Below are 25163 nucleotides of genomic sequence, written 5' to 3'. Positions count from 1 at the left end.
ATTACTTTAAGGATGGATGAATTTTCTGAAGAGTGTCCAGCGCCTTCACAAGGGAACTGCTGTCGCCTGCGTTGAGCTGCTTTTTAGCGGTGATACTGTCCACTATTTTTTTGAGGCGGATCGTTTCTTTCAACTGGGCACCGGCATGAAGTATTTCGTCGAATCCGTCGTGAAGCGGGCGAGGCACCATCCTTGCGACAGGCTTAGTTTTGGGTTCCGGTCGCCGAAAGACGGTAAAAGTTAGTACCATGGATAAAATCATCATGATAACCATCAAACCAAATATTCCTTTTGGGAATTTTTGCAGTATGATATGCACGCTCCGACCTGCCATTTGAAAATAAGGATCAAACTCCTTCCTGATCTCACTATACAGCGTATCCGCCGGATCGCGGTTAGAACGTATTTTTTTCCACATCTTCGAGGTCTTTATTTTCCAGAGTTTTCCAGCCGGTGATCAAAACACCATGCGGGTTATTGTCACTTCGGGGAATATCTTTTAGATAGCCTTCCGTAATTAAGGAGCGCACGACCGTACTGCTGCGACGGTCAATCTTCAGCTTTCCATAATACCGGAAATATTTCTTCGGCACATCCAGCGCGATCGAATCCGTTTGCAGGGTCAGCACCGAGCTGGATGACAGTATAGAGTTAAAAAATCCCTTTTCTTTGAGGTCGTTATATTGCTGCATTCCGGATTCGTCCACCAGGTACATCGCCTTTTTGATCTGGTATTCCATGTAATTGTCGTCCGGCGTCAGCGAAAAAAATAAGGAATGAAAGAGGTCTACATCCGCTTTATATTCGGCGGGCCGATTCATCTGCACGTCCGTTTGCCTGGCCAGTACCGGCACATTGTTTGCCAATATGTAAACACTTTGCCTGGCGCTGACGACCTGCTTATAGGCGTAAGAGCAGGCTATGGCTGCGATGATAATCGCCGTTAAAAAACTTCCGCCCGCCACAAAGGTGGCCAGGCGGATCTTGGCTTCGATATTTTTGATGATCATAATTTTAGGTATTAAATAAAGCTGCCGGAGGCACGACGGACGACACCAACCACGGTGGCGGCGCCACGGCCGAAATTTGAGGATGCGGAACTTACGCCGGAGGTTGAAATGATCCAGGTAGAAATGCTCGGCACCGTGAACATACAAATCGCGCCGATAATAAATACGATGATCACGGTTCCGAATGACAGGATGCCGTTACTGGCGAACCAGGCCATTTTCTCCAGGTTGGCGCTGGTACCGTTCTGGCCTACCAATTCCTGGTATTTGCTGATCTCCGATTCGAGCGCATATTCCTGCATTAATCCGCACAGGTACATAATCAGATAGGCTATACCCGAATACAGGTTTACGGAAATAAACCGGGCAATCCAGGTGCTGAAACTATCGCGAAAAGCGGGAAGTATGCTGACTGCCACGGCAAAAGGACCCAGGATTATCAGGATGCTGGAATAAATAATTTGAATCATGAACACTATATATACAGCAATCCGGAGTATCCATATTCCCAGCAGCTCAAGCAATTGCGTGAACAGCAATTGCATACCTACCGTCAAGCGGTTTTTCAATTCGAGCAATGGCGATACCACGTCGGCGATACCCTGTTTTACGGTGCTGGTAACCGCGTCCCATGCCTGCCCGTACCAGGTATTGCTTTCTTTCTCTGCCACTTCGGTCTGCGCCTGGAAAGTGTAGAGCGAATTGGCAACTGCCAGCATGAGGTTGGCGCGGTTAAAGCGCAGGTCGTTGACGGTATTTTGCTCGCTCTCGAACATCTGTTCTGTCTGGTTGGCGACCAGGTCAGTCGGAAAGGCGACCATCTTTACGAATGCGCCCCACCACAATATCACCATTGCCAGGCCAAATGGCCGCAGCAAGGGCATGATCTCCATACGCTTATCCCCTACCATCATTTCGTAGGACCTGATTGCAAAATAAATGATCATAAATATTGCCGCTAATGCTTTGGCATCGGTAATAAACAGATCGAAATGCGTCCAAATAGAATCTTTCAGGCCGTGCAGAAAGGTCATTACACCTTCCTCATAGACGCCGCTGCCCTGCAAATACTGTAAAGTTTTTTTCGCATCGGTATTATTGCCGGTTTGCGCGAATGCCGCTGACATCGTAAGTAGCAGCGACACTATAATCCCTAATTTTTTCTTCATTTTACCTTCTGCAATATTTTGTTGGCGATGGAAATATCGGTCTGCGGCGTCCAGTCCGGCACCCCGGTAAAGCCGGTGTTTAAATGCTGCTGCTGTTTGGTCATATCCAGGGTGGACTGCGCCGAAGCCGTTCTGATCGACCAAACCCCGGCAAGCCTGCGGTAATCATTCAGCAGCCGGTAATACGCCAAAATCCTCGGCCCCCGGTCTATATCGGCGTCGTGGGCACCCTGAACCCGTTGCTTCAGCATATCCAGCTCATTTTTATACCAGGAATAAGTCCCTTCGGAAACCAACTTCGCGCTGACCTGCGGTGATAACCCGCTTAAAATAGATGCCGGTGAATTGTTGAGTACCGGGTAGAACTGGTTTTTATAATACAACACCCACAGCGGATCCGCTCCGCTCAATAAGCCTGAGGTGGCCGCAACCTGAGATAGCGCCGTGTTTTTAACGGTATCAGATTGCAGCTTATAATGATTATCCGTGTTACTCATTGCTGCGACAAAGGCGATGCGCTGTGTCTGCGGCCCGTTGGCGCTCAATGGCCGAAGGTCAGTTTTGTGGTAATCGGGATGGAATAAACCCCAAACCAGCCAGTAGTATGGATTAAGGCTCAAAAAGCCTTTCGAGGGTTTGAACTTATTCTGGTCCCATTGCTGGAATACCATACGCTGTTCCTGGTAACGGAGCGCCTCGTCGTTCACTTCAGATTGCGCGAAGCAAGAAGCAGAAACGCAAAAGCAAAAAGCAAAAAGAAAAAATAGCTTTTTCATTGTTTCAAGTATTTGGCGTTAGCGATAATTTGTTGTGAAAATAATTTGTCTTTGTAGATGAACCCGGCGAAGGGGTTGAGCGAAGCGATGAGGCCTTTTTCTTTGGCCCAGAACATGGCCCGCCAGGCACCATAGGCCAGGCCATCGAGCAGTTGTAATTGGGTGGTTACCTTTTTTAATAATTCATCCCGCGAATTGTAATCCGCCAAAACATTGTCACCTTCCTTTAAGACGTAATTGGATACGTCGGTAACCAGTGTTATTGACTTGATCCGCATTTCATTGGAGATGCGGGAGGTGAATAATAGTAAAGCGGGATCGGATTTTGCCAGAGTCAGGGCCTGCTGTATATAGCGGGTCATATCGGCTACGATCACAGCCAGGTTTTTGACGGCCAGCCCGTCTTTTAATGCCGAATTAACATTGGCCAGTGCCTCGTAGATCATTGTCTGCGCCAGCACCACCGAGCCTGCATTGGTGTTGATGTTATCCAAGTTGTTATTGATCTTGTTTAAATATTCCTGGTGGGTAACCTCGGCCGAACTTCGCACGGCCTGGTTGGCAATTACCGATGCGCAAACCTGCGGGTCAAATACATATTCCTGTGCAAGAGCAGGTGAAAGCTGAAAGGCGAAAGCTAAAAGGAAAATAGTTGTCGGGATTTTCATTGTTTTAAATACTTAGCGTTTTGGATGATGTCCCTGCTGATCGCTATATCTGAATTGATAAAATTCTGAAAGGGATTCGCGGCCTTGATCAGGTCTTTCAACGTGGCGTATTGAAGATTACTGACCAGCGTGCCGGAAATGTCCTGAATGTTGCTGAGCTCGCTGAGGACAAAATCGAAAAGCAGCTTGCGGTCTGAGGCCTTCATTTGGTTGACGTCGCCGATGCTTAGGGTTAGTCCCGTCACATAGCCAACCAGGTCTTTGGCCTTTTCAGCAAACTCGATTTCGGTCTGATAGCCCAGCGCGACGAGGGCAGGATTCTTTTCGGTCAGCTGTAGTATCTGAGCCTGGTTCTGAACGATACGTTTTACCATCGGGGTCGCATAAATCCCGATGTCGGCGACGTTGATCGCTGTGCCCAAAGCGTTGTACCGCTCCTGTAATTGCCGGTACTTTACTTTCAATTTATCGAGCAGGTTCAGGTTAGCCTGTTCATTCGCTGAAGCGGCTATTTGCTGGTTTTTCGCTTTTACCTGCTGCTTGTTCTCATCAATGGACTGATCGATCAGTAAGTGCATGCTTGGAATATCCAGGGTTTTCTGCTGGGCTGATGAAGGTGAAAGCTTAAAGGCGAAGAGTATAAGGCAGAATAATAGTTTAAAGTAGTAATTCATCGTTTTAAAAATCTAGCATTGGTTAATACATCGTTGGCAATACGGACGTCCTGGTTCTGCCATTCTGCCCAGGGGTTGAGGGTGCGGAAGATGCCGTTCATTTTAGCCCAATACATGGAGCGCTGCATCCCGTAAGCGATGCCGCGCAGGATGCGTAGCTCATCGGCAATGTGATTCAATAGTTTACCGCGCTCACCCGAATCCATGAGGTTTCCGTTGCCGCCCTTTAGCACAAATGCGCCGACGTCGGCGGCCAGCGTTGCGGCGCGGGCTTCAAAGTCCCTGGCACCCTGTTCGGCAAACAGCAATAAAACCGGGTTGGATTTGGCAAGAACGATGGATTGCTCCACATCATTAACGATGTCAGTACCACATTCAGCAATTTCCTTGACGGTGGTGACATTATTAATGACAGCGGCCACTTCGCTAAGCCCTTTGTATATCTTGTTCTGCATGTCATTGACAATGACCAGCTGCCCGGTCACCGCCAGCTGGCCCTTTTGAATCAGGTTTAGCTTATCATTTGTCGTACCTAACTGCCCGTTGATGGCAATGGTGCTGCCTACAATTGCCGCGGAGGTAACCGGGTCTACGACAAGTTCCTGCGCGAAAGCGTTGCCTGCGGCGAGGCAGAACAGCATAACTAATAATTTTCTCATGTTACTGGAATGTTTTTTTGATGGTATTGATGTGATTTACAAATGCCGGCAAGGGCACTTTACTGTTGCGGAGGTCGGCCACAAAGGCATCGAGGCCGGCTGGATAAGAACCATAAGCGGCCGCATAAATTTCGACGGCGGACTTTTCGGGCTTCTCCGTCGAGAAGGTCAAATATTGTTCAACGGAAACTTCTACGCCATACACTTCGCCGACCGCGCCGCGCCGGATATATACCTCTTTAAAGCGCCCGCGGCCTTCGGTATTGTCCAGCTGGTTAATCGTAAAAATCTTGCGGCGTTCAGTTTCATTGATAGAAAGCAGTGCCGCGATTTCATTATAATTATCCTTGAATTTGGTTTGATCGAGCAGGCAAATGGTATCTGAATTACTGATGATACTATCCTTGACAATAGCATTGCCGATAATGTCACCCAATTCCTGCGTGACGACGATGGCTTCACCCCAGAACTTACGAACGGTTTTATACAGGTAAACCAAATAGGAACCCATAATCGGACTGGCAATGGCCTTCCACGCTTCCTCCGCAATCAGGCACTTGCGGCGACCGCTGCGGTAACGCATTTTTTGGATAAATACGTCCATAATGATGAGCGTGACAATCGGGAACAAAATCTTGTGGTTTTGTACATTGTCGATCTCATAGACAATAAACGGCTCTCCGAACAGCGAGTCGTCGACTGCTTCATTCAGTATCGCGTCAAACTCGCCGCCTCGATAGAACTTCTTCAGGACATAGCGGAACTCGTCGAGGTCAAAGGGTATAGATTCCTCTCTCTTGATCTCCGGTATCTTTGCCAGGGCGAATTCGTAAAAAGTATTGAAGTTCAATACCGGTTCATCCTGTTGAAATTTGTCGGCGTAATAGGCACTGACCAGTGCGGAAAGCACATCGCGTTCGATATTGGACAGCGTACCGTCCGCACCTTTCCATAAAAGGGCCAGCAAGGTTACCAGGAAATCCTTTTTCTCGATGTTATATTCATTCGCCTTCATGGCGAAGGGATTCATCGTGATCGGCTTTTGGTCGGTGTAAGTAATATATTTTCCTTTGCAATAGGCACAAAGCCCGGAATAGGAATGGCCAACATCGATGATCACCACATCCATATTGTATTGGACATATTGCTCAACTAAGGCATTCATAAAGAAGGACTTACCGCTGCCGCTTGGGCCCAGGACAAATTTATTACGATTGTTGATCCTGCCAGTTCGCATCGGCAGGTCAGCGGGGTCCATCCCGACCGGAATTCCCTGCCTGTCCGTGAACCGGATAAGGAAATCGGAAGGTTCGTCCTTCGGCAGGGATTCCTTAAAAAAGAAACACGCTGCCGCGTCGCAGGTTGTCAGGAACCAATCATACTCTTTCAGCTCGACAGCGTTTCCGGGGAGAACAGACCGGAACAATTCCAGTTGGTTGTAGGCGCCTTTACTGGGCTGGATTCCTAAACCGAATAACGAGCTTTCGATAAAATTAGAAGCTTTATCCAGTTTATCCGGTTCGGCCACAACCAGCATATTGAAATGGCAGTTAACAACCAATTGGTTTTCCCTGGCCACATCATTCAGCAATAAGTCAATATCCTCGACACAGAGGTCATTGGCCGGATCGGGAATGCCGGAATGCCGTTTCTTTTTCTGTTCCAGCTTCCGGAGCATGGTACTTTGCCCGACCACATCGATGACCTGATTATATACGATAGCGGTACAGCCCGGCACTTTGAACAGGAATGAAAAAAAATCCACCGGGAACCCTTTTATAGCATCCTTATCGTTCAGCTCCACATGGGTAGCTACTTCAGGCGGCAGGTCCACACTATCAATATTGACCAGGCTAATGCTCCGGGCCGAAACCGCTCCCATTTTCACCTCGTTATCATTCGGGCTGAGGTTATTCAGACTGATGTTTTTGCTTTTGAAGTCCATGCTCAGCATTTGCAACAGCAAGAGATTAATCGCGGGCTCTTTTAATACGACGGTGCCGGGCAGAATATCCAGGATCTTTCGGACAGCCTGGTGGAATTCACGCAGCGACTTCGGGTCGTAGACGTAAAACGCGCCCTTTTTGATGCGGCGTGAAATGGTCAGGTAGGTGCTGACCTGCATGGACTCCCGACCTTTGAAATGAGCGTTGTACCGCTGCTGCAAATAGCCGTTCGCATTTCCGGGCTCATAAGTGCCACGGCTGATAATGTCCTGCTTTTGCAGAATATACCCGTCACCTAACACCTTGACGACATTGATAAGCGCGTTATGAAATTCGTTGTAGCCCGCAGAGTAAGCCGAATATCGGATAACCGGGTTAACCATTTTCAGGATGACTGAATAGTCGCCGCCTGCACCGATCAGCATGTCAAATTCACCTTTAGTATCCACACCGATAAAAGGCATTTCAAATACAGTTTTTGCGGCCATAATGATTGATCTGGTTAAGGATATAAATTTTGTTGCTGCGGCTCTTGGAGTGGAGGCCCTGCTTTTGCCTGGAGGCGGTAAATAACAGGCCGCCGGTTATACAGCCGACCAGTAAAACTGCACCCAGCCACATATTGATCAGAGACATGGTTAACGCGCCTACGACCAGTCCGGCCAGCAGGGAGCCGATACCCCAATAGATAAATTTCCCGCGAAAGCCGCGAAAAATAAGGGGTTTTTGAAGCCCCTTATATACCGGAAAATGCTTTATCATCACAGTCCGAAGAAAGCTTTGATAACCAAAGAAGATACAACAAGAAAAACGCAGGAGCCTCCCCAGCCCATCAATTCTTTATTAATGTCCTGGTCGCCGGAATTCCATTTGGAATAAACCCGGATCGCGCCTATGATCCCCACGATGCCCCCGATGACCAGTGTAATCGTTGTCACGGGTGCGATGTAAGTTTTTAAAGTAGTCGTTGCCGTGTTCAGCCCGTTAACGCCGCTTTGAGCGAATGCTGAAATTGTGCCCAGGACGAACAGTACTACTGTAGCCCACATTTTTTTGAATTTGTTCATTTGAAATCGGGGTATTAAATTGTTTGATAAAAATTGGCGGCCCGGTTGACAGCCGGAACCGCCGGGTTATTAAGGGGTATTAAAAAGCCTCACCTAAATCCTCTCCAAAGGAGAGGACTTGAAGAATCAGATGCCAAACAGCGCGCGCAGAAATGCACCTGCCAGCACCATGAAAATAGCGGCATAGAACCATGCTGCTACGTCAGTGGTTATCTCCCGCTTTCCCATCTGCCAGTTGTGGTAAATGCGCAACGCGCCGGTTATGCCGAATATGGCGGCCAGGATAAGTGAGCAGTCAAAGGCGGAAAAAAAGCTTGAGGTTAATTGCTGGCTGGCCTGGTGCATTTCATCTATGCCCGGCTGGCCGAAGGCCGGAACTGCCCAGCCTAAGGACAAAATAGATATGAGGCGTTTCATCCGAAACTAACTGCGCGCGTATAGACCAGCATATCCTTGCGGGCCAGGCCGAAAGCTTCCTTCAGGCTCACTCCCCCTGAACCGATCATGGACTGCTGCGGTTTCGCCGCCGGTGCGTGATCTTCAGCCTTGAGCAGTTCCGGCTTTACATCTTCGGAAAAATATATTTCCTGCGTATCGGGCCTGGTGGGTGACCTTGCACGGGCGAGGTCAGCTAAAATAATGACGAGGTAATACAGCATATAAATGCCGCACACCCAAAGACAGAAATGTAACCAGTTCATAATTCAAGTTTTTGGATATATTGTTTGACAATGGATTTGATTTCCGGGTTTTGTTCGAGCAGCTGCCTGACCGCATAGCAGATCAGGCGGGTGACTTCGATTCCTGTAGCCATCTTGAAATGATGCAGCGTTTGGGCGGTCGCGCCATCAAAGCGGGCATGTACCGCGTTTTTGTGATCGCTTAAATCATACGCCCGTAACTGCTCGACAATGGGCGGAATCGCTTCAGGCTTCGCCGTTCTTTTCTTTACCGGCTTTTCCTCCGGCAGCGGTGTGTCCGGCTTGGCCATTTTGTCGCGTAACTGGTCGGCCAGCGTTTTTATTTGGTTCATCTTATTTTTTGATATGGTCTTTAAATATTTTGTCGAATACCGGCAGGACAACCGGGTAAACTGATAGCGGTATCTGGAAGGTATTGGTCCGCTGAAAATCTATCCGGTCGGGCAATGCCTTTGTGACGCTACCGAATTTTGATAGCTGCAAGTCAACATCTACCTGCGTCTCATATTTCACATTAGCTTTAACCCTGTTTGGTACATAAACAATGCTTACTTCCGGGTTGATCTTCCGTAACACCACAGAGAATAAGATGGTGGATTCAAAACTGAATTCGTCGTAAGCGAAGGGGCAAATCACCAGGTTGGCCGATTGAAACACCGGCAACAGGCCATCATCGTCCAGTTTACCAGGCAAATCGACCAATGCGATGTCGGTGGGATTTGCGGCAAATACCTCTTTCATATCCGGGTACGTTTCCAGTTCAAGCGCCAGTACCTCATAAGGCTCTACATTCTCCAGTATCTTTGCCTTTTGAAATTTCTGCGAGACTGATTGCTGGTAGTCGGTGTCTAAAACCGTTACCTTACATTTTTTGATCAGGGTGAGGTAATTTGCCAGCAAAAGAACGAGCGTGCTTTTACCGCAGCCGCCTTTCTGGTTTCCGATAATAATAATCATAAAGAAAAGTTTATTCCAGGCGATTATCGCCCGGGCGTGACATGAGCGTGAAAGGTGTCAGGAAGGTTTTTACGTTAGCCCGATCATCCGGGGATCAAAATAAATGCCTAGCAGATGTTTGGATTAACCCTAAGGTTCCTGAAGACCTATAGCCCTCTTTTTTATTTCTTTGTTACAACTTTTGACCCGTTCAGCAAACATGCGATTGGTCATCATATAACGGTCAAGTGCTGCTCCAAAATGGTAAGCGCTATCGTTAAAATCATCTTCCAGGTAGATCATATCCTCGATCATATTTTTGTAAGCATCACCCGCTGAGTGCAGCTGCATCGCTTTTTCATACAGTTCCTTTGCTTTTGAAAAATGATAGCCGATGTCGAGTGATGCGTAAGATCCGCTGCCCAAAAGTGATTCCAACTGGCTTTCGATCAGAGCGGTATCATTTCCCAATTTTGACAAGTATAAACCCACCCGGAAATGTGTATAAGCGAAATAGCTATGCCCCAGCCAATAATCAGAACCGTAGATATCTAGAATCCGCAGGATGGAGAGCATACTGTACAAATAAGCTGTCCCGTTAAGCATTGTGCTCTCGGGCACCTCACCTGCTGTTGTGGTTATTAAGCCGCCTTCGATGCCGCCGGGCTTCTTTTCCTCCAAATATTTAGCATACAAATCCAATTCCAACAGGCGGGACTGCTGTGTAGCAAAAGAATTTGCGGGGGATATCAAACCAGATATTCTGATATCAGTTCGGCCCAACTTGATTTTAATATAATTGTAGGCTAGGATCAGTTCCTTTGTTTCCGGATGATTAGAAAGGTTGTTCAGCGCAAAATCACCGAGGCCGGACCTCAAATTTGCGATGGCCTTATTCAGCATATGCCGGTCAGTACTGTGTGCATTTTGACTTGTATATTCCAGACAAGGGCGTAATATTTTGTTATTCAACATCCTGATGAAAGACTTGGTCAGCGTATCAGGATTATGCCGGTCTAACACTAACCTCATCGTATATAATATCTTACGATACTGAAAGGAGCAACTGGAAATTCTACCCTGTTTTAAATAAAACCTGCCGGCCAGGTAATAACAGCGGAGCACATCAGCCATGCTGAAACATCCTTCTTCCGAGGGTTTTAAGAAAGAATCAAACAAATATTCATCATTCAGCAGGTTAGCTTCGGAGAATTTATCCGGAAGAAACAAATCTGCAATCCTTTTTTCCTTGAAAACTTTTTTAAAAGGTTCGCGGATCGAAAAAATACAATCCGTGCCCGGAGGCTGACCTTCGCCCTTTTTATCCTGTAAAAGCAACACGTCGAGCGAAATACTTTTGAATTGATCGCTGCGATTGTTGCAATGGCTTAACAGGCAGTCGCCGATATTTCCCAAGAAAGAAGCGATATAATTGTAATAAATTCCCCTGGAAGCTTTGCCCTCAGCTTTCTCTTCCCTGGTCAGCCGATCCAGCAGTTCAAAAACAACATTTTCCTCCGTAACGATACCCAAAATAATCTCATCCGGTTCGGTGTCAGGCTTTTCAGGAATCAGCGGCTGACCCTTTGATTGTAATTGCTTATGGTTTCCATAATTCAAGGTTTCAACCATACCCAGAATATACAAGTACAAGGCAAGGACAGGTTTTCTAAAGCCCTGGTGATTGCAAAATGACGCGTCGTACCTTTCAGCTAAAGTGGTCAAATTCGCTTTAAGCCTGCGGGGCAGATTTTGATGGAAAGCATCATTAATCTCTTTATCCTCAAAACGGATGCGCCGGTCACTATTTTTGAAATAGATGAGATTACCGGCGTGCAGAAACGCGTTTGCTTTGATAATATGGTTCCGGCTTTCATTAAGTTTAAATCCCTCGGTTATTTTGAAGAAGGAACCCAGCGTGGTAAAAAGTTTGTATTCGCTAATTCCGGCAACGCTCTTCTTTTCCTGAATAAACAACTGGGACAGAAAGCCCTGAAGAATAATCTGCAGTAAATCACTCAGTGCTGCAGACCTATAAACTGCCATATCATAACCGACCAGACGTTTGCCGGTTACCTCATTAGAGTCCTCTGAGTCCTCTAAACTATCCTTAAGTTCGTCTTTCCTGTTAATGACTACTGACTGTCCTTCGTTTAAACGATAATTCATAAGCCTGGAGGCGTCGGAGTTACTGTCGACAAACTGTGCCAGTGCATCATCATATGCATTTATCTTTTCAAAGCAGAGTCCCATTTTCAACTTGGTTCTTATCAGCACAATAAAATCACGGAGGCTCATCACCGTTGTGCGTTCATAAGAAATGGTACGAATGGCATCTGAGTAAGCTACTATGGCATCATCATATTCCTGATCGAAAAAATAAAGGTCACCTAAAATGCCATTCAGATGTGCAATCGAAAATATTTGTTTGGCGTTGTCTAAACCACCGGGTGAAGATGAATAATCACTCCTTAGTTCTTTGATTTTATTGACCACCAGGCGCTTGATGTAATAGCTCTCATCCAATGTATAATTCAACGCGGCAGCTTCCTGTTCAAATACCCTGGACAGGAATGTGATTTCATTAAACGTACGGCTGTAAAACTTATAATCAAAGAGGCCGATCTCAATTTCGCGAATATGATTAGCCCCTAAATATTCAATAATCTTCCGGATGTGGGAGCGCAAAGCAGGCGTCTTGCTACTCGACAATATCTCTGGCAACAGCTCCAAATTTGATATCGAAAATGCAAACGGGTGAAATTTCAAAAGATGATCGAACAAATAAGGTGTAGATACGACGATATTGTCGCTGAATAATTTAAAGCTCCTGCCGTATTTAATTAAAAATGGCCGGTACAAATAGTTGATAAACCCTATCCGATATTGATTATAGTAGTTAAAATAGAGGTAAAGTTTCCGGCCGGGAGCCTTTTCTACAGCCGGACGAATTCTATGCTCATAAATAATGTCCTGGCCGTCCTGATCTTTTTTAATCTGCGCCACCTTATCCTCCAGAATGATAAATTCATGAATCTCCTTGATCAGTTTTTTTGGCGAGCCATTACTTCGGTAAGTCAGGTAAGTAATAAAATTCTGAAAAATAAAGTACAGTTTACCTTGTTCTTCAGCAGCAAGTTCCCCATCGAGCATGGTATCGGCCGTTCTGAACGCACCCAACCTTTCGGTTAAACTAATGCCTGTCGTTTCACCAAAAAGCAAATATTTCAAGTAATCCTCGATAGCGCTGCTTAAAGAGGGATTATTGTTATTGTTTTTTTCTTTCAGCAAACTTTCGATATAAAAAACGAAGGTGAAAATGCTGCTGATCGACGACTGACGATCGGAGATATCAGCCAGGGAGGCATCAAACATTTCGCGTCCCGCAATGAATATGAATCTCGCATCAGCTGTCGTCAAAAAGTTTTTAAGCCCGGCTATTATACTTACGATTGCGAGTCGCCTGTCTTTAAGATCATTTTCGTAGTTTCTACTTTTTCCCCTACTATCATAGCTGTCAAGAAAATCGGAACCCAGTGAATTGAGTGCGGGCTCGACCTTATCGAGCTCATCAAAGACGAATATAAACTCGAGATTATATTCCGACTTAGCCTTTTCAAGGAATGCCTGCAATTCATATTCGATTTCCTTATTGCTTACGACTGCATACTGCTTTGTCTTTTTTTCTTCGTTGAATAATTTGAAGTTGAATGCCGGTAGTCCACCTTCACTATTGGTAACTTCTTCCCCAAGCGCGGCATTGCATCTTTCGACCAACCACGTAATCCGGTTAGAGGCTCCGTCGGCATGCTGTAAGTAATGCCTGCGGTTTTTCAGCCGGAAATAGCTGAAAGAGTAGATCAGACACAATGCCGCTACAAAGGATGCATAAATTATCAAAACGGCGAATACCTGCCTGTCTGTCGATCTATAGAGCGCATACAGATGATTGACCTTCCATAAGAGAAGCGCCAAGGGCAGAGAAAACAAAATGATAAATAAGAGAAGATGCTGCAACCGATATAACCGGGTTCTATTTTTGGACATTTCATCCAGGTCATTCTTTTTCAAATGGACCCGGAACTCATCGAAAACGCCCATCACCATTAAGCGAAGGATATCGATTTCTTTTGGATTTGTTTGCGCAAGTGTCAGCCGGATCGGTTTTATGAGGTCTTGTTTTGAAGGGGAAACGTCACTATATTTTTTTAAAACCTTATTGACGAAACTGGTCTTACCCATTCCGCGATAGCCTGTAACGAGAAATACACCTTTCCGATTGTTGCCCCTCAGGAATTCGACAAATTTTGCGATATGCTGTTCGCGACCAATAAAGGAGCTTTGCTGATCCAGGGGCGCCGATTCAGGGTCAATGACTTTTTTTCGTCTTAAACGCGCCGCTACCCATCGGAACGGTAACAGTGCTTTATGGAGCAAAACGGTGATCCAGTTTCTTTTCTTTATGGGTGCGTCGTTATTTTCATCAACCTCACCGGCTTTAGGTATAAAAGGTGCATTTTCTAAATCATAACGGCTATCAACTTCGATAGCTACGCCTTTTATATAGGATCTAGGTACTTTTAACATATTATCAATAAGGTTCAGGTAATAAAGATAAACTTATCAGTATCAATGTCCTAAAGATTAAAAAAATAATTTCACCGGTTTCAATAAATCCTGCGACCCCCTACTCACCTCCGGCTATTCTTCCCTTTGCGTTTTCGATTATGAACAGCTTCATCATCGACATCTGTTGCCAGAGAGACTGAAGGAATTGCGTGATACTGGCGGTTGATTTCTTCGCTTGTTTCCTGGCTTTGCGCAAATTCCTTTTGTAATTGTTCGTAGTCCGCTTCGTTTAATAATTCTTTTACGGGAACCGAATGATTGAATGTAAAGTCTATCAATTCCAATTCATGCCCGGAGTACCTGATGTCCAGGCCCTGGTGATGCAGTCCTTGCCGGATGTCCGGATAGTTATTAATCACAGCTTTTAATAATGCACTATAATAGCTGTGCGATTGTTCATCCACAGGCATTAAATTTTGAACCGGGTCCTGCAGCTGCTCTTTTATGGTTTCTACTTCAATGGCCAGCAAATCTTTGAGCGGCATGATTTCACTGCCTTTGTAAACGGCCTTGCGGGAATGGTCAATCAGCGAATAACCATATGGCTGCTTATTTTCAGAAGCATGGAAAATCAAAATCAATCCATGTTTCTCCTTTAAATGAGCGGCCAATTCTGAGGTGTAATTTCCGGTTGGTTTGCCATAGCGTCCCGGCAGTGGTATAATCTCCTGCTTTATAGTGCTGTCATAAACCTTCGCATATTTCATTAAGATGGCCTTAAGCTGGGTGGTTCTTTTAGCATCTGGCTTATCATTATTTAGCCGGCGAATTAATTCTTCGATTGAGAGGTCCGCAAGTTTAGTCCCGAATTTGATAACCTGTAATTGGCCCGATTCCTCTTTCAGCGTATAACCCTGGTTCTCCAGGATCATTTTGAACTGTGCGATAGTAGCAAACCGGTAAGCCAGAGCTTTTTCAATATCGACTGTCACACTATGTTTTTCATCAAGCCCCATCACCCTATTCAGTTGCTGAACAGAGCGGATATATTCGAAATCCCTGTTGATCTGCTTTCCCTCCTTGTTGATGCGTGTGCTCACGACATGCACATGATTATTGGCCGTATCCTGGTGAAAAACGATGAGGTAAGGCTGATTGCCATAACCCATCGCCTTCAACCATTCTTCGGCGATGGCTGTTAGCTGGTACCTATCATAAGTCTTGCCCGGCGCTGAAATCGCTGCGTGAAACTGCGGTGATTTTATAGCTTTATTCAGTGCAGATACCGCTTTTAATTCGTTCCGGTAATCTTCCGGGCGCAATTCTGTTAAGCCCTGTAAAGCTCCAAACCCGGAGACCTTCATCAGTTCGCCCAAGCCACGGTCAATTTTATCCGTGTTATAGCTGACGCCGTGAAAGGATGCGGAGGAACTCAATATCCGAACAATCATGTGATAAAAGATTTAGAGATAAGTATGCAGCCCGCCGCATTGCAGCGGGCTATTTCGCGGCCGGCTCATTGCTATAGAATAGCCCGAAGTAAAGTAACCCGCTATTTTATCGCCAGCTATTTTCGGGCGGGCTATTTTGCTGCGCGCTATCGGGCAGCAGGCTTCTTCGAACCCAGCTACTTTACGGCCAGCTATGAACGAGCCCGCTATTTTATACCGGGCTACCAGGCAGCGGGCTACTTTACGGCCAGCTATTTTATACCGGGCGATTTTACAGCCTGCTATTTTACTGCCAACTACTTTGCAGCGCGCTACTAATGCATACTGCGAACAATTTTTCGAAGTGCGGTTTCCAGATCCTTTTGATTAACCAGGTATTGTTCCAATAAGCTATTAAAGCGTTCTACAACGACCGGTGACAGCAGGCCCTTTTTTGCCAGCCTGTTCGCATGCCGTGCCAATTGGTTGATATTGTTTCCTGACCGGCCTAATTCCGCACCTGCGCTATCTAACTGTCCGATCAGTTCCTTTGCGTTGATAATGACTGCGTTCCCATTCTTTAAAAGACCGTTTCTGACCAGGTCTGTTTTCCTAATACCCAGCGTGTTTTCCATTTCCAGCACCAACTTATATTCTTCCTCCGTAAAACGGGCATCTATCTTTTTTATCCGTTTTTCAGTGCTTTTCATAAAGAGGAATTGAGTTGCGAAATTCCGATACTCCCTTAATTATCCGCGGAGGTACGGAGCGGATGGTTAAGGCAAGAATCGTTTTGGCGGTCAAAAATGAGCGGGAGCGATTTTTGTCGGACAAAACGACATCTTGCTGTGGGAAAAACCAAAATGTAGCTATGTAGCCAGCTATAGCTTTTTGAGCATCAACGGCGAAGGGAGGATATCCTGTTACTTTGTAGCGGGCTATTATTGAGCGTGCACAGCAACTTATCGTTGTAATCATTATAGCCTTCATATTCATATGAGCAATCCCGCGCCTGCGGGACCGCTCTTTGGAAGTCCAGGCTGGCTTTGTGGCCGACGGTATCGCGATCTAAGAACAGGTTTACCTGACTGAATTCGCCTGCCTTCTTTGTGGCGGCAAAAACCAGCGTAATGGTATTCAATACCAAAATGCTATCGGTTTCAAAAGGGTGCTCGGTTAACCAGCTGAGGTAGTTGAGGAATCCTTCGAATACGGCAAGCTTGCCGGGATCGCCCGGGAGGAAGGTCATGGCCTTGTGGCCGAGGCAGCCCTTGAAGTACTTATTTCGCACTTCCCAGGCACCTAACTCATTCTGCCAGCCTGCGGCAAAAAAATATTTACGAAGTTTTTTTTCATCCTCGACGTAATAGTACACTTCACTCAGGTGACGGATAGCATGTTCATAGACTCCCCTGCTTTGCAGGTATTCTGTTATAGCAGGGTTACTGCCCAATTCTTTGACCTCTTCGACACGGTAATTCGGCAGCTTTACAGCCCGCCGCCGCTGGGTGCGGTCATTATTTGCCGGGAGGCTCCCGGGCAGTGCACACACTGCCGTTATCTTTTCGAGCACATCGGGAAAAGACAGCCCCGGCCAGTAGGCCAGTCCGAAATCTATGACATTACCGCCCTTGCCCAGGCCATGGTCGAACCAGACATTCAAATTGTCATTAACCGCAAACGACGGCTTTGTATCCGACTCCCGGATCATACTCAGGTATAATTTTTCTTTGCCGGAATTTCGCACCGGGGTAAATCCCAGGCGGGCCAAAAGGTCGACCAGCGACACCTGTTCTTTGATCTCGCTGGCTTTAATTGTATTTATCGATACCATGTTTGTTGTTTTTATAAAATGCGGAGTAAGTATTCAGCCTTCTCGAGACAGGCTATTTCGAGCCGGTCAATCCGCCATTGGGCGGAATGATTGCCATCTTTGCGCGGAGCAATCAAGTCTTTCGCCAGCCAGCGTTCCACCCGGGCACGTCCGTACCGGCGGAATGCCTGGCTCTTGCTTAAATAAGGTTTCAGTTTGCCGGCGGAGATTAATCCGGCTATAGCACCCATTTCCGCGGCACATGTCATTACGTGCGCCAGGATGTGCGGCGGTATTTGTTCTTCCATAACTTTCGGAGCATAAAAAAAGGGGCTCACGCCCCTCTCCAGACAACAGCTTACCCGTCCTTGTCCAAAAATGGATCTGACGGTGTAAGGCTGCGGCCTTATATTTTTCGGGATTACCCACGTCGGTTTCTACAAACCGGGCCGTCGCCTGCCCAGGCGCTTTCGCCATCTTGATATGATCTCAGCTTCGCCTGATTTCCTGCTCCTCACAGGATAATGCTTCATCCCCCGATGTCAAAGAATAGTCGTCACCTTTCTGCCACCGGCAGGTAGGTTCTGCGGTTGCTGGCGGCGGCTACCCGCGCCAGCTGATCGCGGTCAATCATTTTTTTGGAATTTTTGCCAGAGGTGGCGGGAAGGATGAGCCCTTCGCGTATCCAGCGGTCTACATTACTGCGACCGTATTGCCGATAGGCGTCAGACTTTGAACAAGCAGGCTGATTATCGCCGTATTGCATAAGCACCGTTGTGATGCTTTTTGCTACCGCGGTTAAGAGCGTACGTGTCAATTCCCTCAGTTCCATTGGGGTCAAAGGTGAGCACGCGGGAACCGCCTGTTTCCAGAGTCAGGTGTGCGTCAGGAAAGATTTATTAAAAATTTATTGGAGTTTTGAATTCCTGATCAACCAGTCCAAAAAGGCGCAGGGTTTAATTCACAGGTTATCAGGGTATTTGCTATATTTACTTTCAGGTACCTAAATACTATCCCTTATGCCATTTCAATCACAAACCGTTTTAAATAATCTCATCCAGGAAGCATTAAAGGCGCAAGATATTGTGAACGGTCTTGCGGAGAGCGGCTATCCGCAAGATATGCTGGTAAAAAAAGTTAAGGAGGAAGAAACGGAAATCTGGAACCTCGTCCAATCTGAGGTTAAAGTTTATGACGATACCGAGCATCGTATAGCAGAATTCAAAAGCACTTTCCCTAAGATATACCGGTTTTTAATGCATGAAAAGAATTACGGAAAGCCGTGGTGGGCAGTCTGCTTATTTTTGCTTATCACGGCTTTTCTTGTTTTCTCTCCATTTTTCATCGGCGGATTTTACGCCAGTTTTGTAAATCACTATATCTACAACTACGCGGATGGTATCGTTCTTCAGGCCTTACTGGGCCTGGCTATTTTTGGTCTGCTCCAACAAGTTACCTTTGGGCGACCACTTGTGTTGTGGAACCGGGTAAGTTATCAAATTGACGCCCTTTATTTTCGTCTGCAAAAGCGAACTGCTGAGGCTATTAAAAGTGTTACTTTCCAGAACGATGTCGAAGGCCTGCCCCGGCAAAAGGAAATGATCGAAAAGCGGTTACTCGAAGCGGGCATTAAGGAAACAATGCGAGATATTCTTAATGCCCATATCACGGTATCGTACAGCACAACTTACAACAATCCTGAAACCCTTGGCCTGGGTGAAGTACTTGACACCAACCGCACTATCAGCACCGTTTCGCGTGAGCAGCTAAGGTTCCTGTTCAACAAAATGCCGGGAGGAAGTATTGGTATTGCCGGATCGCGCGGCGCGGGTAAAACTACATTGTTAAAAACCTTTTGTGGGCCGAAGAATATATTTCCTGAATTAAATGAAAAAAAAGTACTTTCGACACTAGTCAGCGCCCCGGTCAAATACGAATCCCGGGATTTTATCTTATACCTGTTCAAACAGGCCTGCAATGATTTACTTGAACTTGAAGGGGCAACGCTGGATGGTTGGCAACCTCTCCCAAATAATGGGCAAATTATCCGTCGCTTCTGGCCTGATTTTGTAAAGCGTTTGACGTTCCTTAGCTTTCTGATCTTTTTCTGCCTGGCACTAATATCCAGAACGCTTTATGTGAGGCAAGAATATTTTCACCGTGTGCCTGCAAAACCTCATGATACTGTCTATGTAAAAATAATTAATGCTCAAAAAGTCGATTCCGGAGCAACCGCAGCGAAGGTAACCGTAGCATCTCTTAAAAAAGATTCTGTTGACAGCCTAGCGGCTAATCACCGAGCGCCCATTTCACCTTCTTTCATGATCTATTTTTTTGACGGAATAAATAAAGCCGGCAGCGCTTCATTTTATTTTAATATCAGTGCTATTTCCTGTATCATCTGGTTGACGATCGCGTTTGCGGATCGACGATCGGGCAGGTTTTTCGGCCGGTTTCGCGTGTTCATAAGGGAAATGGATGTTACTTTTCCACAAAGCTCAGGACTTGCCGGACAGGCCAGGGCCTGGTTAGAAAAAATAAATTTCCAACAATCGTATACCACGGGCTGGTCGGGAAGCATCAAATTCCCTTTTGCAGAGGGGGGACGAAACCGAAGCAAAACAACTTCAGAAAAGCCATTATCTAATCCGGAGATCGTGGCCGGACTTGCCGATTTCCTATTTAAAGCATCGGGAAAGTACCAGGTACTTATTGGCATAGATGAAATGGATAAAATGTCGAGCGATGCTTCTGCGCAAGAATTTTTGAACGAGATCAAGTCGATTTTTGGTGTACCGGGCTGCTTTTTCCTGATCTCTGTTTCGGAAAATGCAATGAACAATTTCGAGCGCCGCGGCCTGCCCTTCCGGGATGTTTTCGACAGCAGTTTCGACAGCATTGTCTATGTTGACAATTTCCGAGTTGAAGATACGTTTGCGTTACTTCAACGGCGGGTTATCGGCCGCCCCATAGCTTTCTTTTGCCTGGCGCACTGCCTTGCGGGAGGATTACCGCGCGATATCATTCGCTATTTCCGGGAAATCACCCGAATTGCCATCAAAGATGATCATATGGCGGCAATAGCCGACCGGCTGGTTACCCTGGACATCAGATCTAAATTAAGAGCGATAACGGCTGATCTAAAAAAATTTCACGATCTTGAAGAGAGTGAGAATTTACTGGAAGAGCTTTTGAAAATGGATTCGGAGACGGTGAATACCGGGAACGTTGACCGGTCGCTCGAAGCCCTTCATACTTCAATGGTCAAGTTAAAAGACAATGTCAAAAAGCTCAGCCAGGCAAGCAACGAATCCGGTAAAGATAGTCCTTCGCTAGATGACAAGGAGGCCCTGCTTTTAACCACAGAAGAATCCTTCTCATATCTTTACTTTATCACGACCATTCGAACTATTTTTTCGGGCATTATCAAAGAGGATAAACTGGAACAGGAAATTAAGGCCGGGACATTTGATACAATCGCCAAATCACGGCAATTGCTGGCGGTTGATTATAATGCATCCATTAAGACGACGAATACCTGCCGAAAACATTTCGGCCTCCGATTGCTTACGGAGCATTAAAATAAGCGCCGCTTTTTACTCCTGGAAAATTGTGCCGTCAAGGATGGAATATCCTGTGTAAACCATAAGGGGAGTTCATTCAGTTGTTATCATCTCCGCCGAAATTGCTTCGGCTTAAAGGCGTCACCCTCTTCCAGGTGGCGGACCAGCATTTCCTTCATATGGTCAATGTAGGCTGTGGGGCCGACCAGTTTGCGGCTTTTGATTTCGGAGAAGGTTTGATAATAGCGCCCCAAATCGATGCTGAGCGTGCTTTCTAACCAGGTAATGATATCCGCAATTTCGATGTCGCCATTGTTAAGCTGTTTGGTTCCGTAAATGGCATAAGCCAGTTCGACCAAATTTGTTTTACTACCCGTCCATTGCAGGGAGTTACCTTTCTTATTAAGGTCCAAAAGCTTATTGTCGATGCGCCCGTAAAGCTGGTCCATCAACCAGCTTTGCACCCGCTCCATGGCCATGAAGCGGGCGAAGATAAAGTCGGCGGCGGTAGTAAAAACGGGATCTGCATCCAATAAGCCCGGCAGAACAACGTCGGCCGGCCGTGCACCCCTGACAAAAAGTAGATGATCGAGCTCAGTGGCATCTACGAGGAAATACTGGTACATGAACCGGTGCTGGTCAAAGAAGCGCCGGATGAAACGCAGCTCCTGTTCGTAATAGGCTTTTTCCAGCGAATCGTCACCCACCGGCTTATTGGTCTCGATGGTAAATATTTCCAGCGCATATAACTGCTCGGCATAAAAGCGTGGTTTGTCGCGTTTAAAAAAACGGATTTCATCTGTTGTGCCGGAGAACGGATCGGTGATGACCCAGGCTTTTAATTCATCCATGGCCTGACGGACGGCGGCGAGGACGCCGGTAAGGCGTCTTACCGGTGTTGTCCCCAAATCGTTATAAGCGATGACGTCTTCCTTGAAGGCGGCAAATTTTTCTTCGATATTCATAAGCTAAAAATTATAAGTCAAATTCTTTTTTAATATCCGCCCAGACATTCAGCACCTGATCGAGATGAGCGCGGTTGTGGCGCGCGGTGATACCCATCCGGATGCGGGCATCCTTGAGGGACACCGCCGGGTAATTGATCTGGTTCGCATACACTCCCTTTTCGAGTAAGGCATAGCATATGCGGGCATTCTTTATTTTATCGCCAACCCGAACCGGAAAAATCGCAGAACGCGTGTCGCCGATATCCAGGCCGAGACTCAGCAGCCCGTGCCGGAAATATTTACAATTATCCTTCAGAACCGACATCCATAAGGGCTCTTCATCGATCAGTTCGATGGCCTTGATGATGGCCATTGCTGCCGGTGTAGACGAGGCTGAAAACAGGTGCTGTTTGCTCTGGTATTTGAGGTAGTTAACCATCTCCTCACCGGCTACTACATAGCCGCCCACATGGGCGAAGGTCTTGCTGAAGGTGCCGGTGATCAGATCAACGCCCTCCCAGGCATCGCATGCCTCGATCAGGCCGCGGCCGGTTCTGCCGATTACTCCTGTACCGTGCGCATCATCCACCATCAACTTCGCGCCATATTTCCGGCAAAGCGCGATGATTTCGTTTAAGGGCGCCAGATCACCATCCTGGGAATAAACCCCATCGATAATGACCAGGACCAGCGGGTGTTTTCCTGCAGACATTTTCAGCGTGTGCTCGTAAGCGGATAAGTCATTATGTTTAACAGTTTTTTTGTTATACAGCTGGCAACCCTCCATGACGCTTGTGTGTACGCCTGCATCCAGGATCACTAAATCTTCTTTGGTTAAAATACTTTGTAATGACGCGCTATTCGAGGTATAACCGGTCGTATAAATAATGGCATGCTCTTTTCTAAAAAACGCCGCAATCTTATTTTCCAAAGTTTGGTGGTAATCGCAATGGCCACCGATTGCCGGTGAGGCACCTGCGCCAGAACCATATTTTTGTATACCGGCAATAGCTGCCTGTTTGACGGCGGGGTGCTGAGTAAAACCAAGATAGTCATTGGAAACGAGGCTAATCACTGATCTGCCGTTCATTCCAATTTCAGGGCCGCAGCCGGAAGAAGTGAGCAAGCGATAGTTCAATTGGCCTTTAGCGGACTGGTCGTTGAGGTAAGCCTGAAACAGGCGAGCGCGGCCCCAGGCATCCATCTTCGGGATATATTCGAAATCCCGGAAACTGTTGTTGTCGAAGTTTTGATCCATGATATATAAATTTTTTCAGGAGCAAAACAAGCAGGGTAAAACGGTCAAAAAGAGTAGACGTACCCAAAGTCTACCCCGTATATCAGGGTTGAGTTAGCCAACCAACGAAAAATCCGTACCGTTAAAACACCCTTTTTTTAAGCATCTATTGCAGTTATAAGTGTAAAAACCTAATTTGAATCATTATTTAAACCATGTATCATTCACCACCTGTATTCCTGCCAGAGGGAAAGAATTCGACGGCATTTTATACCTCAAAAGAACCTAGCACACTGATCGTGTTTGTGCACGGTTTTACCGGTGTCTCGGTTGGCACCTGGAATAATTTTAACAGTTTGATACAGGCTGACGAAGACTTTGCGGAGTGCGACCTTTTGTTTTACGGCTACGATAGCTTAAACGGCCAAGCATTCGGCCAAGCCCAGGAACTGCTGCGGGTGCTGAAAAAATACAATAAACCTTCCAATGAGCTATACGCCAGACCGAAATCAAGTGAGTACAAAAAAATCATTTTGGCGGCGCACTCGCTGGGAGCCATCGTGAGCCGCCAGGCTTTACTGGAAGCGATACGAAGCAATCAGAAGTGGCGAAATAAAGTCAAGCTCATGCTCTTCGCGCCAGCGCATAACGGCGCGCGCATCAACAATTTATTTATGGATGGCGCCCCCGGCCTGCTAAAAATATTTGGAAGCATCATTAAATTCAGGAAGCCTATTTTGGAGAACCTTGAACCCCTCTCCGACACTATTGTTAAATTGAAAGCGGATACAGCGCAGTATAAAGACACGCCAGAAGAATATACTTTGACGGCAACAGTACTCGAGGCCTTTGATGACCGTGTAGTTTACATGGGCAGCTTTTGCTATGATGAATTCGCGGACGAAAGCCCGGTAAGAGATAAAAAGCACACCACCGTTTGCAAGCCGGACGAGGAATACCTCTTACCTATTGAACTTATTAAAAAGCAACTCCATGAACGAGCTTGATCAAATGCGGCTCAAGGCGCTGCAAAATAATTTCAGAAACCAGAAAAACGCTGCCCGCGGTTACCGGAATTTTATGAAATACCGCAATGATGATGAAAAACTCAAATGGCTTTTGCGGCATCATGATGAAGAAGAGGTTGTAAAGGGGAAAGAAATCCGATTTCGCGAGGACATGGATTTTCTTTTGGGCTATTATACGATGCTTATGGCGGCTGTAATCACCGGTTATCTGTCTCCCGATATACTGCGTGAAATAACCCGTGAAGCAGAAGAGGTACTTAATAACAAGCGCGTCAAAAGATATTACAGCAAGTACTACCCACTGGCACTACCGGAGCTGCTTTACGATTTCCTAACCGATGAGTCTGTTCAGGTCCGAACCCTGAGACATATCCGTGATGAACAACCCATTAAAGGCGAAACGTTTGAAACGGTTATGCTGCTGATCCGCTCGCGGATCGAAGATGATGACGTCGACCTGTTTTTAAGCCTGCTGGATAATTTTCATTATTATGATAGTGAGGTGAGAAAATATATAGATATCGAAGTCATCTGGGATCGATTGAGACAATACGACAATAAAAAAAATAAAGCTATGTACAATTCCGATATCTTTCAAAGCGCATTGCTTGGCTTTGCCAAGTATATACTTTATCTCGAAGCCTACTCCGATGTGCTTGGCGAGCTTGAAGAAAAACCGTTGAGCCAATCCGCCATATGGCATACAGACGGCTACTGGCTCGAACGGCTTCAAACGGAGCTGGGCGGTGTGTTGTATAAGGGACTTGAAATCGTAGATAGTATCACCAAGAACAGCCAGCCCGTGCAGTATAAGGATGAGCAGCTATTCGATGAATCCAATTTTGCCGCGTGGCAATCCGCTTCATCGTATTCCATCAACAAGGCACGGGAGGATATCGACTTTGTCCTACGAGAACGACTTAACCGCCCCGTGAACAGCCTGTTAGCCCGAAATCACCAATAAAGGATT

26 protein-coding genes are annotated in these 25163 nt (G+C 46.4%); 4 read left to right on the top strand and 22 right to left on the bottom strand.

All coding sequences use genetic code 11. The features are described 5' to 3' along the window. Position 1 precedes the first annotated feature (1 nt). The 16 genes from ACEN82_RS04415 to ACEN82_RS04340 all read right to left on the bottom strand — a co-directional run bounded on the left by ACEN82_RS04415 (position 2) and on the right by ACEN82_RS04340 (position 15626). The gene (locus tag ACEN82_RS04415) at positions 2–418 is read right to left on the bottom strand and encodes a hypothetical protein (RefSeq protein ID WP_413317993.1); all 417 of its coding nucleotides are present in this window, start codon (positions 416–418) and stop codon (positions 2–4) included. Next, the gene (gene traK, locus ACEN82_RS04410) at positions 396–1010 is read right to left on the bottom strand and encodes a conjugative transposon protein TraK (RefSeq protein WP_495644073.1); all 615 of its coding nucleotides are present in this window, start codon (positions 1008–1010) and stop codon (positions 396–398) included. The genes ACEN82_RS04415 and traK overlap by 23 nt, the downstream gene beginning before the upstream one ends. Positions 1011–1021: 11 nt before the next feature. Further along, positions 1022–2179, bottom strand: a complete 1158-nt coding sequence (locus tag ACEN82_RS04405) for a TraJ family protein (protein ID WP_495644072.1) — start codon at positions 2177–2179, stop codon at positions 1022–1024. Next, positions 2176–2955 (bottom strand): hypothetical protein, encoded by a 780-nt coding sequence (locus ACEN82_RS04400; RefSeq protein ID WP_413317986.1) that lies wholly within the window; start codon positions 2953–2955, stop codon positions 2176–2178. Before ACEN82_RS04400 ends, ACEN82_RS04405 begins: the two co-directional genes overlap by 4 nt. After that, the gene (locus ACEN82_RS04395) at positions 2952–3623 is read right to left on the bottom strand and encodes a hypothetical protein (protein ID WP_413317984.1); all 672 of its coding nucleotides are present in this window, start codon (positions 3621–3623) and stop codon (positions 2952–2954) included. The genes ACEN82_RS04400 and ACEN82_RS04395 overlap by 4 nt, the downstream gene beginning before the upstream one ends. Continuing rightward, complete coding sequence (locus ACEN82_RS04390) at positions 3620–4297, bottom strand: hypothetical protein (RefSeq protein WP_413317982.1); 678 nt, start codon at positions 4295–4297, stop codon at positions 3620–3622. The genes ACEN82_RS04395 and ACEN82_RS04390 overlap by 4 nt, the downstream gene beginning before the upstream one ends. Then, complete coding sequence (locus ACEN82_RS04385; RefSeq protein ID WP_413317980.1) at positions 4294–4956, bottom strand: hypothetical protein; 663 nt, start codon at positions 4954–4956, stop codon at positions 4294–4296. Before ACEN82_RS04385 ends, ACEN82_RS04390 begins: the two co-directional genes overlap by 4 nt. A 1-nt stretch (position 4957) precedes the next feature. Beyond that, on the bottom strand, positions 4958–7390 hold the full coding sequence (locus tag ACEN82_RS04380; RefSeq protein WP_413317978.1) for a TraG family conjugative transposon ATPase: 2433 nt from the start codon (positions 7388–7390) through the stop codon (positions 4958–4960). Beyond that, complete coding sequence (locus ACEN82_RS04375; protein WP_413317976.1) at positions 7368–7664, bottom strand: plasmid transfer protein; 297 nt, start codon at positions 7662–7664, stop codon at positions 7368–7370. The genes ACEN82_RS04380 and ACEN82_RS04375 overlap by 23 nt, the downstream gene beginning before the upstream one ends. After that, on the bottom strand, positions 7664–7969 hold the full coding sequence (locus ACEN82_RS04370; RefSeq protein WP_413317974.1) for a DUF4134 domain-containing protein: 306 nt from the start codon (positions 7967–7969) through the stop codon (positions 7664–7666). The genes ACEN82_RS04375 and ACEN82_RS04370 overlap by 1 nt, the downstream gene beginning before the upstream one ends. Positions 7970–8095: 126 nt before the next feature. Then, positions 8096–8386, bottom strand: coding sequence for a DUF4134 family protein (locus tag ACEN82_RS04365; RefSeq protein ID WP_413317972.1), 291 nt, complete (start codon positions 8384–8386; stop codon positions 8096–8098). After that, positions 8383–8670 carry a hypothetical protein gene (locus ACEN82_RS04360; RefSeq protein WP_413317970.1) on the bottom strand — a complete coding sequence of 96 codons (288 nt, stop codon included), beginning with the start codon at positions 8668–8670 and terminating at the stop codon, positions 8383–8385. The genes ACEN82_RS04365 and ACEN82_RS04360 overlap by 4 nt, the downstream gene beginning before the upstream one ends. Beyond that, positions 8667–9002, bottom strand: coding sequence for a hypothetical protein (locus ACEN82_RS04355; protein WP_413317968.1), 336 nt, complete (start codon positions 9000–9002; stop codon positions 8667–8669). Before ACEN82_RS04355 ends, ACEN82_RS04360 begins: the two co-directional genes overlap by 4 nt. A gap of 1 nt (position 9003) precedes the next feature. After that, positions 9004–9627, bottom strand: a complete 624-nt coding sequence (locus ACEN82_RS04350; RefSeq protein ID WP_413317966.1) for a ParA family protein — start codon at positions 9625–9627, stop codon at positions 9004–9006. A 129-nt stretch (positions 9628–9756) separates the two neighbouring features. Continuing rightward, positions 9757–14193, bottom strand: a complete 4437-nt coding sequence (locus ACEN82_RS04345) for a hypothetical protein (protein WP_413317964.1) — start codon at positions 14191–14193, stop codon at positions 9757–9759. A gap of 104 nt (positions 14194–14297) precedes the next feature. After that, positions 14298–15626, bottom strand: coding sequence for a relaxase/mobilization nuclease domain-containing protein (locus tag ACEN82_RS04340; protein WP_413317962.1), 1329 nt, complete (start codon positions 15624–15626; stop codon positions 14298–14300). Here ACEN82_RS04340 and ACEN82_RS04335 point away from each other — a divergent pair, their 5' ends adjacent. Then, positions 15627–15944: a hypothetical protein gene (locus ACEN82_RS04335; RefSeq protein ID WP_413317960.1), complete on the top strand. Its 318-nt coding sequence runs from the start codon at positions 15627–15629 to the stop codon at positions 15942–15944. It abuts the gene before it with no gap. On the opposite strand, the gene ACEN82_RS04330 is transcribed toward ACEN82_RS04335, so the two are convergent. From ACEN82_RS04330 to ACEN82_RS04315, 4 genes are all read right to left on the bottom strand, one after another. Continuing rightward, entirely contained in the window at positions 15941–16315 is a 375-nt protein-coding gene (locus ACEN82_RS04330; RefSeq protein WP_413317958.1) for a plasmid mobilization protein, read from the bottom strand. The genes ACEN82_RS04335 and ACEN82_RS04330 overlap by 4 nt on opposite strands. 188 nt (positions 16316–16503) lie before the next feature. Further along, positions 16504–17439 (bottom strand): DUF8464 domain-containing protein, encoded by a 936-nt coding sequence (locus ACEN82_RS04325; protein ID WP_413317956.1) that lies wholly within the window; start codon positions 17437–17439, stop codon positions 16504–16506. Positions 17440–17450: 11 nt separating this feature from the next. Continuing rightward, positions 17451–17726 (bottom strand): hypothetical protein, encoded by a 276-nt coding sequence (locus ACEN82_RS04320; RefSeq protein WP_413317954.1) that lies wholly within the window; start codon positions 17724–17726, stop codon positions 17451–17453. 248 nt (positions 17727–17974) lie between these two features. Further along, positions 17975–18235, bottom strand: coding sequence for a hypothetical protein (locus tag ACEN82_RS04315; protein WP_413317952.1), 261 nt, complete (start codon positions 18233–18235; stop codon positions 17975–17977). Positions 18236–18437: 202 nt separating this feature from the next. Between ACEN82_RS04315 and ACEN82_RS04310 the strand changes: the two genes are divergently transcribed. Further along, on the top strand, positions 18438–20999 hold the full coding sequence (locus ACEN82_RS04310) for a hypothetical protein (protein WP_413317950.1): 2562 nt from the start codon (positions 18438–18440) through the stop codon (positions 20997–20999). Between the two features lie 89 nt (positions 21000–21088). On the opposite strand, the gene ACEN82_RS04305 is transcribed toward ACEN82_RS04310, so the two are convergent. Both ACEN82_RS04305 and ACEN82_RS04300 read right to left on the bottom strand, forming a co-directional pair. Then, positions 21089–21946 (bottom strand): RteC domain-containing protein, encoded by an 858-nt coding sequence (locus ACEN82_RS04305; RefSeq protein WP_413317948.1) that lies wholly within the window; start codon positions 21944–21946, stop codon positions 21089–21091. 10 nt (positions 21947–21956) lie between these two features. Then, positions 21957–23186 (bottom strand): aminotransferase class I/II-fold pyridoxal phosphate-dependent enzyme, encoded by a 1230-nt coding sequence (locus ACEN82_RS04300; RefSeq protein ID WP_413317946.1) that lies wholly within the window; start codon positions 23184–23186, stop codon positions 21957–21959. Positions 23187–23380: 194 nt separating this feature from the next. Here ACEN82_RS04300 and ACEN82_RS04295 point away from each other — a divergent pair, with 194 nt between their 5' ends. Both ACEN82_RS04295 and ACEN82_RS04290 read left to right on the top strand, forming a co-directional pair. After that, positions 23381–24172: an alpha/beta hydrolase gene (locus tag ACEN82_RS04295; protein WP_413317944.1), complete on the top strand. Its 792-nt coding sequence runs from the start codon at positions 23381–23383 to the stop codon at positions 24170–24172. After that, complete coding sequence (locus ACEN82_RS04290) at positions 24159–25157, top strand: hypothetical protein (RefSeq protein ID WP_413317942.1); 999 nt, start codon at positions 24159–24161, stop codon at positions 25155–25157. The genes ACEN82_RS04295 and ACEN82_RS04290 overlap by 14 nt, the downstream gene beginning before the upstream one ends. Positions 25158–25163: the final 6 nt, after the last annotated feature.

Source organism: Mucilaginibacter sp. Mucisp73 (assembly GCF_059491465.1).
The sequence above is the reverse complement of the archived record's forward strand: the minus strand, read 5'-3'. Positions and strand labels throughout refer to the sequence as shown.